7 protein-coding genes and 1 riboswitch are annotated in these 8,866 nt (G+C 64.6%); of the genes, 2 read left to right on the forward strand and 5 right to left on the reverse strand.

Annotated elements, in window-relative coordinates:
- Window positions 1–181: 181 nt before the first annotated feature.
- A complete protein-coding gene (locus FFS51_RS14285) occupies window positions 182–604 on the reverse strand; it encodes a hypothetical protein (protein WP_137837604.1) in 423 nt (140 codons plus the stop codon).
- 133 nt (window positions 605–737) lie between these two features.
- Window positions 738–907: riboswitch (M-box (ykoK) riboswitch) on the forward strand.
- 208 nt (window positions 908–1,115) lie between these two features.
- Between FFS51_RS14285 and FFS51_RS14290 the strand changes: the two genes are divergently transcribed.
- On the forward strand, window positions 1,116–2,756 hold the full coding sequence (locus tag FFS51_RS14290) for an Nramp family divalent metal transporter (protein WP_137878753.1): 1,641 nt from the start codon (window positions 1,116–1,118) through the stop codon (window positions 2,754–2,756).
- Between the two features lie 43 nt (window positions 2,757–2,799).
- Window positions 2,800–4,056 carry a magnesium transporter MgtE N-terminal domain-containing protein gene (locus FFS51_RS14295; protein WP_137837606.1) on the forward strand — a complete coding sequence of 419 codons (1,257 nt, stop codon included), beginning with the start codon at window positions 2,800–2,802 and terminating at the stop codon, window positions 4,054–4,056.
- 177 nt (window positions 4,057–4,233) lie between these two features.
- Here the strand turns inward: FFS51_RS14295 and FFS51_RS14300 are convergent, their stop codons facing one another.
- The 4 genes from FFS51_RS14300 to FFS51_RS14315 form a co-directional block, all read right to left on the reverse strand.
- Window positions 4,234–4,866: a recombinase family protein gene (locus tag FFS51_RS14300; RefSeq protein ID WP_137837607.1), complete on the reverse strand. Its 633-nt coding sequence runs from the start codon at window positions 4,864–4,866 to the stop codon at window positions 4,234–4,236.
- A gap of 113 nt (window positions 4,867–4,979) precedes the next feature.
- Window positions 4,980–6,182: a TniQ family protein gene (locus FFS51_RS14305; protein ID WP_137837608.1), complete on the reverse strand. Its 1,203-nt coding sequence runs from the start codon at window positions 6,180–6,182 to the stop codon at window positions 4,980–4,982.
- A complete protein-coding gene (locus tag FFS51_RS14310; protein WP_212742829.1) occupies window positions 6,179–7,084 on the reverse strand; it encodes a TniB family NTP-binding protein in 906 nt (301 codons plus the stop codon). Before FFS51_RS14310 ends, FFS51_RS14305 begins: the two co-directional genes overlap by 4 nt.
- A gap of 1 nt (window position 7,085) precedes the next feature.
- Window positions 7,086–8,741: a TnsB C-terminal domain-containing protein gene (locus tag FFS51_RS14315; RefSeq protein ID WP_249352740.1), complete on the reverse strand. Its 1,656-nt coding sequence runs from the start codon at window positions 8,739–8,741 to the stop codon at window positions 7,086–7,088.
- Between the last annotated feature and the right edge of the window lie 125 nt (window positions 8,742–8,866).

The raw sequence follows: 8,866 nt of genomic DNA on the forward strand, positions 1-8,866 counted from the left end.
CTGTCAGTTCTCGCGCTCGCCTGCACTAATGCTCAAGGTCGATTGCACGGCTGTAGGCACCGGGTCACGACTGGGCGTTCTCCTTCTCTCCGGGCTGCGTGACTTGCCTGGGTCGGGGCCGAGCGTCGCTTGCCGGCTCGTCTCTCATGCACCCAGTTGGCGGTTGGAGGATGGGGCTGGCTCAGGGGCGAAAGCGGATTGGCTGCAGCTCTCGATCAAAGCGAAACAGTTCGGGTCGGCCAAGTGTTGTGTCCGCGGGGTTCGGGTCGATGAGGTTTCGTAACGCGTCGGTGACCGAAGCGCGCACCAGCAGCACCACCGACTGGCCCTGTATCAGCGCCGGCGCGATGTGATCGTCGTAGAACTCCTGGACGGTGGCAGGGTTGTCCAGTCGAGCGTCGGCGATGATCTTGCGGGGAAGTCTGCCCAGCTCCTCAAGGGTCCGGTTCGCCAGCGTGCTGTCCCTGGGATCGTCACCGTGGGCGACGATGTCGAGTTGTATCCGGCTCTCCGAGATGTCAGCGGCCAGCGCCGCTGCCGCAGCAGCGATGTCGGAGCTGGCCAGGTCGGACGGAAGCAGCAGGAGGTATCCGAACGCGCTCACGATTCGTGTCGTCGGAGGAACACGTCCGCGTAAGACGCGGCGTGTATGCCCAGGAATTCACAAGCCGGTAAACCTGCTTTCATACGCAGATTATTGCACAGGACTATTGAGCAGCGTATAGTGACGAACGCAAGGTGCTGATCGTTAGCTGAGGCTCCTTCGCGGATACAAGCCAGCGACCCCGAACGTCGAGAGACGCCCCGGGTCAGGACAGGCCCTCCCGGCGTAAGGGATGGTCCCGATTGGCTCCCGTTTCACGGGTTCACGCCGCGGAGTGCCAAAGGTCTTACGAGGAGAGGTACCCACCGCCGATCGGCCGTGGCTTCTCCGTGTGCGTCGCGAACCGAGAGGAGCAGACCCGTGAGCGAAAGCCATAGTCCGCGCTTCCGGCTGTCGACGATGACGGCTTAGAGCGCCTCAATTCTCGCGCCCGCGGCGGCGTAGACCGCTGTTCGGCGTGCCGCCGCGTCCCACCCTCTTTTTCCATCCCCTCGCGGGAGGAGGCATCACTATGACCGACGTGAACCACGCCGACACGGGCGCGACCTCGGCTGTGCTCGACAGCGCGCACATCGGCGACATCGAAGGCGCGATGGGCACTATCCGTCTCGGCGACGACGCGCCCCGCCAGAAGCTCTCGGCGAAACTCCGCACACTGCTGGCCATCGTCGGTCCCGGTCTCATCGTCATGGCGGGCGACAACGATGCCGGTGCCTTCGGCACCTACACCCAAGTCGGCCAGAACTACGGCACCACCCTCCTGTGGACACTGCTTCTTCTGGTGCCCGTGCTCTACGTCAACCAGGAGATGGTGCTGCGTCTCGGCGCGGTCACCGGTGTCGGGCACGCCCGGCTCATCCTGGAGCGGTTCGGCAAGTTCTGGGGCGCGTTCAGCGTCATCGACCTGGTCCTGCTGAACGCATTGACGATCGTGACGGAATTCATCGGGATCAGCCTGGGACTGAGCTACCTGGGCATCCCGCAGATCCCCGGCGTGATCGTCTCTGCCCTGGTTGTGCTCGCGGCCGCGAGCACCGGATCGTTCAAACGGTTCGAGCGCACCTGCATGGTGCTCATCGCTGGTTCGGTGGTGCTCATCCCGATCTTCCTCATGGTGCACCCACCGCTTGGGCAGATCGCCCGCGACTTCGTGATCCCCGGAATGCCCGCCGGTGCCCAACTGTCGACGGTGATGCTGCTGATCATCGGCATCGTCGGCACCACAGTGGCGCCTTGGCAGCTGTTCTTCCAGCAGTCGTATGTGATCGACAAGCGCATCACCCCGCGCTTCATGAACTACGAGAAGGCCGACCTGTGGATCGGCATCGTGGTCGTGATCGTCGGCGCGGGCCTCATCATCTCCGTCACCGCCGCGACGTTTGCCGGTCGCCCGGAGTTCGGCAACTTCACCGATGCGCTGGGCGTTGCGAAAGGCCTCGGCACGTACGTCGGGCAGATCGCCGGTGTGCTCTTCGCGATCGCACTGATCGACGCCTCGATCATCGGCGCTGCGGCGGTGGGGCTTTCCACGTCGTATGCGCTCGGCGATGTCCTCGGGCTCAAACATTCCCTGCACCGCAAGCCGAGCGAGGCGAAGGGGTTCTACGCGGTGTTCGCGGGACTGCTGCTGGTGTCGGCGGTGGTCGTCCTCATCCCTGGCAGCCCCCTCGGACTCCTGACCGTCGGCGTGCAAACGCTCGCGGGCGTTCTCCTGCCGTCGGCGACCGTGTTCCTGCTGCTGCTCTGCAATGACAAGCAGGTCCTCGGACCCTGGGTCAACGGCCGGTGGCTCAACCTGTTTACCTCGGTCGTCATCGCCATTCTGGTCATGTTGTCGATCGTGCTGACCGCAAGCGTGCTCTTTCCCGACATCACTTCATCGACCATCCTCTGGATCCTCGGCGGCGGCAGTGCGATCACCATCGTCGCCGGCATCGTCCTCGCCGTCTCGCGGCGAGGACGGTCCGCGGTGGTGCAGGAACCCGTCGACCGCAGCCAGCGTATGAGCTGGCGGATGCCTCCGCTCACTCTGCTCGCCCGTCCCGAGGTCTCGGCCGGTCGCCGCATCGGACTGACCGTGCTGCGCACTTACCTGCTCGTCGCGATGATCCTGGTCGTGGTCCGCGTCGTCCAACTCGCCCTAGGCCACTAGAGTCGCCACCCCTACACTCGAACCTGTACAAGGGAGTTCTGTCATGAACACCGTCACACTGGCCGAACTGCTCAAACACGCCGTGATCGACGCGAAACACGAACCGCTCGGCAAACTGTCCGACCTGATCGTCCGTCTGCATGCCGACAACTATCCGGCACTGGCCGGGCTCGTCGTGCGAGTCGGATCCGCATCCATCTTCGTCCCCGTCTCCGCAGTGACCGAGATCACCCGCGACCGCATCACCCTCTCCACGGCGCGACTGGACCTGCGGCCGTTTGAACGCCGCAACGGCGAGGTCCTGCTGAACGCGGACGTGCTGGGGCACCGGCTGATCGATATCGACCGCGCCGCCCTGGTTCGCGCACATGACATCACCCTCACCCAGACCACCGAAGGGTGGGTGGTCACCGGCCTCGATGTCCACAAGCACCGCTGGCTCGGCCCGAAACCGCGCGGCCAGCACCCGGTCCGCGACTGGCGTTCCTTCGAAGCGTTGATCGGTCACCAACCATCCGCCGTGGTGCGTTCCCCGTTCGGGCAGCTGCGGCGATTGAAGCCCGCGCAGATCGCCGACCTGATCGAATCGGCCTCGAGCAGGGAGCAGGACGACCTGCTCACCCAGGTGCACAGCGATCCCGAACTCGAAGCCGACGTGTTCGAAGAACTCGACGACGACAGCCAATCCCAACTGCTCAAAAGCCGCAGCCTCGACGACGTCGCCTCCGTTCTCAGCCGGATGCGCGCCGACGACGCCGCCGACGCCATCCTCGACCTCCCGCAGCAGCGGCGCCAGGGGGTCCTCGACCTGCTGCCCGAGCCGCAGCGGTCATCGGTCCTGCGACTGCTCGGCTATCACGGAGCCACAGCCGGCGGCCTCATGGGCCTGGACTTCCTCGCCATGCCCGGCACCGAGCTGGTACGCAACGCGATCGAACGGATCCGTTCCGCGCGCGACCAGCAGGCGGAGGCTCTCCTCACCATCTACTGCACCGACACGGACGGCGCTCTCTCGGGAGCCGTAAACCTCATCCACGTCCTCCAAGCCGACCCGGAGGCTACGCTCGCAGAGATCGCAGACCGCGACCCCGTGCATGCATCACCAGAAGACGACGTCGTCGATGTCACCACCCGCATGGCCGACTTCAATCTCATGGTGCTCCCCGTCATCGACCACCAAGGGCACCTCCTCGGTGTGGTCACCGTCGATGACGCGCTGGAGGCTGCGATCCCCGACGACTGGCGACGACGCGAACCCCAGACACACTCCACGGAGACCGCCCCAATCACGACCGTATGAGCGAGAGACTTGATCAAGCATTCGGCTCCGCCTAACAAATGAGCGGGGCGAGCGTGCTGGTTCGCGTCAGTTTCAGCGACCAATTCCTCCGCGTGAATTTCTTGCTCCAGCGTCCCCGACGTTCCCGGCGTGGTCGGGTCCGACATGGGCACCTGATGGACTGGCTCTTGCGGGCTCCTAATTCCGCGGCCCCGAGTTCTTCCGGCCGATGACACGCAGGCCATCCGCTCGCACTTCCCCGCTTGGTGACACGTGGCGGTACAGCGTCTGTCGCGAGATTCCCAGCTCCTTGCACAGCTCACCGATGTTCGTCTCCGGCTGCCCCATCGCGGCCATCGCGGTGCGCACCTTCGCCGGTGTCATCGTGAATGGTCGGCCTCCGGTACGCCCGCGCGCTCGGGCGGACACGAGACCGGCGACGGTTCGCTCAGAGATCAACTCACGCTCGAACTCCGCGAGAGCGGCAAAGATCCCGAATACGAGCTTCCCGGCGGCGGTCGTAGTATCGATCGCGGCGCCTTGCCCGGTCAGGACCTTCAGCCCGACACCGCGCGCGGTGAGGTCGTGTACCGTGTTCACCAGGTGGTGCAGGTTGCGGCCGAGTCGGTCGAGTTTCCAAACGATCAATGTATCGCCGTCGCGTAACGCTTTGAGGCAGGCGGCGAGACCGGGCCGATCGTCCTTCTTCCCCGACGCCCGATCTTCGTATAGCTGCGCCTCATCGATACCGGCCTGAAGCAGCGCATCACGCTGCGGATCCGTCGTCTGTGATCCATCGGACTTCGACACGCGCATATAGCCGACGAACATCGCGAACTCCCTGTCATTTATACGGCCGACTACGTGACAGGCCCGCGAGCTTACGACTCGCCGCCACCTAATGTCACGTAACTGTTCACTTATTCTATGACTCGTGAACGGCTCTAAGGGATGTTCTGTGACGAGGCATATTCGGTGATGCCGATGTCGGCGAGTATCCGGCGGGCGTTGTTTGGTCCTCCGGGTCCGGATGACACGAAACGGTAGAGCAGCTCGGCTTGGGCTGGGTCGGCGAGAGCGAGCGAAACCACTTCGTTGAAGCTGTCGACGACCGCCTTCCAGTAGTCGATCGGCTCAGCCTGCGTTCTCGTGCTATCCGCGATTGGTCGTGGTGTTCGGCCGTCGTCCGCTGGGCGGTGCGGCGCTGGGAGAAAGAGTGCACCATCGGTGCCAGGCGCTCGGATGGTCCCGTCTTCGATCATGGCGATTGCGGCGGCCGCCGCTTCGAGGAGACGTTGCTGCATCGACCAGTCGAGGAGCTCGAACGATCTCCAGACGCTCAGTCCGCCCCGGATGGGTTGCTCGATGCTGGCCCACACTTCTCGCAGGGTGTGCGCGTGGGTTCGCGCGTGGGTTGCGGAGGTACTGAGTTCGTCGATGATCGTGCGGAGCATCCGGAACCAGATGCCGGCGTGCACGTCGCGCCGAGGCAGTCGGACGATGCCGACGCGCAACGCGTCAGCTGAGCGCTGGTCCATCGCACGAACGGCGGGCGGTGCCGGTCGTGGCTCGGCGTGGCCGTCGACCCAGATGATGTTGGTGTCGAGGGAGCCGTAGGCGGATTCGAGGTAGCAGCCGTGCCGGGGGCAGCTGAGCGTCAAAGGCAGCTGCGACACGAGGGTGAGGCCGGGAACGCGTTCTGGGCCGGCGATGCATGTAGGGCAGGCGCGTCGTAGCGGCTCACGGGGAAGCCACGCGCGCCAGGGAGACGCCAACCGTGCTGGGCGCTCCCGCGCGGTGAGGAGAACATGGTGCTGGCGGACGTAGGTGTGGAACGCTTCCTCGTCGTCGGACGGTTCGAGGTCATCCAGGAGCCACGGCACGTTCCCGGCGATGCTCATCCCCCACAGTTCGTGTCGGTCTCGGCCCGTGCGCTGCTCCAACGCGACGAGCAGCTCGCGAGGTGGGGTGATGTCGAGACCGCCGGTAGTGCGGTCAAAGACGTCGAAGGTGTAGGTGCCGAGATTGTCAGCGAGGAGCTCATCGAGGCGGAGCCGGTGAGCGGCGGCAATGCGGGTCAGCCACGATGACAGCGCCTCTCCCGCGGATGGTGGTGGGTGCAGTGGCCATCTGGCGGGTGAGGTCACGCGAGCTCGCGCTCAAAGAGACGGCGACGCTCTGTCGGGCCCGCATAACTCGACAGCAGCAAAGTAGTCCGGTTGATGCACTCCTCGCCGGAATCTAGCGCCGCAACCGCCGTATCCATCAACAGCTGGTTCAACTCACCGATGGTCCCTTCACTGCGAGTGAGGAGGTAGCTGGCCATCTCGACACCAGTGATGTCCGAACGCCGCCGCAGCGGGAAGGATGCGGCGAAGCTGGCGAGCAACGAACGGGTGCCGGTGTCGACTTCCCAGCGGGGCAGCGTGAACGGCTCGAACCGATTCTCGAGCTGATCGTCGGAACGGATCGCAAGATACGCATCCCGCGTGCCGACTCCGACCAGCGGAATCCGCAACTCGTTGCCCAGGAAACGCAGCAGGTTCAGGAACTCGCGCCTTACAGGGGTCGTCCCGGAGAGCACGTTGTGCAGCTCGTCGATCACGAGCAGCTGCACTCCGACTCGACGTAAAAGTTCGAGCGCGATCTGTTCCAGTTCGGCGAGGCGTTGCCGGGGCCTGAGTGGGGCCCCCATCGAGGCGAGCAGCCCCACGTAGAAACGGATCACGGTCGGGTCGGAGGGCATCTGCATCACCAGTACCGGGATGTGCTCTCGATCAGGAAGCGACACCGCCGGGTGCGTGCGGCGGAACTTCTCGATGATCATCGACTTGCCGTTGTTCGTGGGACCGATCAGGAGCAAGTTCGGCATCCGCTGCTTCGATGGCCACTCGAACAACGCCTCCAACCGGGCGAGCGCATCAGTGGCGCGGCTGTACCCGATCCACCGATCCGCACGCACATGGGCGATCCGTTCCGCTGCAGGCAGCACAGCGATCCGTTGCGCGGCCGGGGTGAGATGGGTCAGGTCGACCAGGTCATCGTCCACGTCACCACTCCTCAATGACCGGATACGGAACCGCCGGACCATCGCCACTCGGACCGCTCGGCGGAACGGGATCTCGTCGCGCTGGGCTTGGTCGGTCGGTGCGCCGGTCGGCGGCGCGACGCGCCCGTTTCGTCGATGCCGCGGCATTGGTGACCACCTGCCGCATCTTCTCGATTGTGCGAAACAACGCATCCTCATCGATTTCTTCGCGGCCGGCTGCACGGAGCGCGGTAGTGGCCGCGCGCTGCTCCCACACGGATACCGGCGGGTGTGACATTCGTCGGTACGGGACATCAATGTAGTTCGCACCTTCCGGGTCGAGCACCCAAATGCGACTGATGTCGCGAGGGTCTCGCCGGATCACGAAACGGCCGAGTTTCTCGCGGCGCGCAATCCACGGCTTCAACGCGTCGGAGAAGTACTGCACGTGATCGATGGTGAAACCGGTTCTCCTCAGGGTCCGCCGGATCACCGGGAGAAAGTCGATCAGGAACGCAGCCGCGTTGGTCACCGTCGCAGGCGTTCCGTTCGCCTCCACCCCGGCCGCCCATCGCCCGGCCGGAGTCTGCCCAATCCCGCGATGCACCTGCCCGTGATAGGCCGCCACAGCCAGGGCTAGCCAATGCTCCAGCTCCTTGACGGTGAGGGTTGCAGTCTTCTCGGAGTCGTAGCGGCCACGCTCGCCCGGATTCGAGAACGTCGTACCCGGAAGATCATGAACTGACCGCATCATCGTGCCGATCACTCGCTCCACGATGCCGCCGTAGTGCGGCTGACCCGGTGGACGGTAGCGCAGCTTCACACCGTGCTGCTCGCATCCGCGGCGCAACGCCTCGCTCTTGAACTCCGCGGCATTGTCGAGATACAACTCGGCAGGCTTCCCACTCATCGGCCACGACACCGACACGTCAACACCGTCCAACCAGGGCTGCTTGTCGGTGACCATGTGCGCCAAACAAAGGCCGACAGACAGCGCAGACGGGGCCTCGAGAGTGACAACGAGCCCCACGATGCAGCGACTGAACACGTCGATCGCGACCGTCACGTATGGCCTACCGATCGGTAGCCGGTGACGCTCGTCGACCACGATCACATCCACCACGGTGTGATCGATCTGCACCTGCTCCAACGGCCGCCGCACCGGCGGCACGAGACCAGCCGCGGATTGCAACGCCCGACCCGCATCCGAACCTTCGCGACGTGTAGCGGTCTCCGCCGGATCAAGCCCTGCGATCCGGCGCTCGATCGTCGCCCGCGAGGGAGCAGGAAGACCCTGTTGGCGGCAAACACGGACGATATCCCGATGCACCACAGCAACCGTCCGACGCTGGCGGTTCAGATACCCCTTCTTGATCACCTCCGAGACGATTGCTTCGACCAGCTCCGGCAGGTGCGTTCGGCCGCGACCGCCGTTCGATTGCCCAGGGATTAGGTCCGAAACGAGCCCCTGCCCGTCGCGCCACCGCCGCATCAGAACGTACAACTGCCGACGCGAGATACCCAGCTCCGCCGCCGCAACGTCCACACGGGAATGCCCAACGCGTGAGAGATCCGAGAGCGGACCAATGACCGCAGCCGTCTTCGCAGCGCGCTCCCACGCATCATCGCACGCGGTCAGAACACCGCGGTCGCGCACAGGCTCTCGAATGTCATCCATCACCGACCTCATCGTCGTGATCGCAACGGTAGTGCAGACAACCTCGCGCAGCTAGATCTTCACACTCACCTGCACGAACGCAACAACAGCGCGATCAATCGCGCAGGCGACCGCGAGAAACGACA

This window comes from Microbacterium sp. 4NA327F11, from assembly GCF_005503465.1.
In the GTDB taxonomy this organism is placed as follows: Bacteria; Actinomycetota; Actinomycetes; order Actinomycetales; family Microbacteriaceae; genus Microbacterium; species Microbacterium ginsengisoli.

Excerpts from the sequence above, each read along its gene's own strand:
- FFS51_RS14315 (WP_249352740.1), bottom strand. The coding sequence starts at position 8,741 with ATGGATGACATTCGAGAGCCTGTGCGCGACCGCGGTGTTCTGACCGCG.
- FFS51_RS14290 (WP_137878753.1), top strand. The coding sequence starts at position 1,116 with ATGACCGACGTGAACCACGCCGACACGGGCGCGACCTCGGCTGTGCTC.
- FFS51_RS14300 (WP_137837607.1), bottom strand. The coding sequence starts at position 4,866 with ATGTTCGTCGGCTATATGCGCGTGTCGAAGTCCGATGGATCACAGACG.
- FFS51_RS14295 (WP_137837606.1), top strand. The coding sequence starts at position 2,800 with ATGAACACCGTCACACTGGCCGAACTGCTCAAACACGCCGTGATCGAC.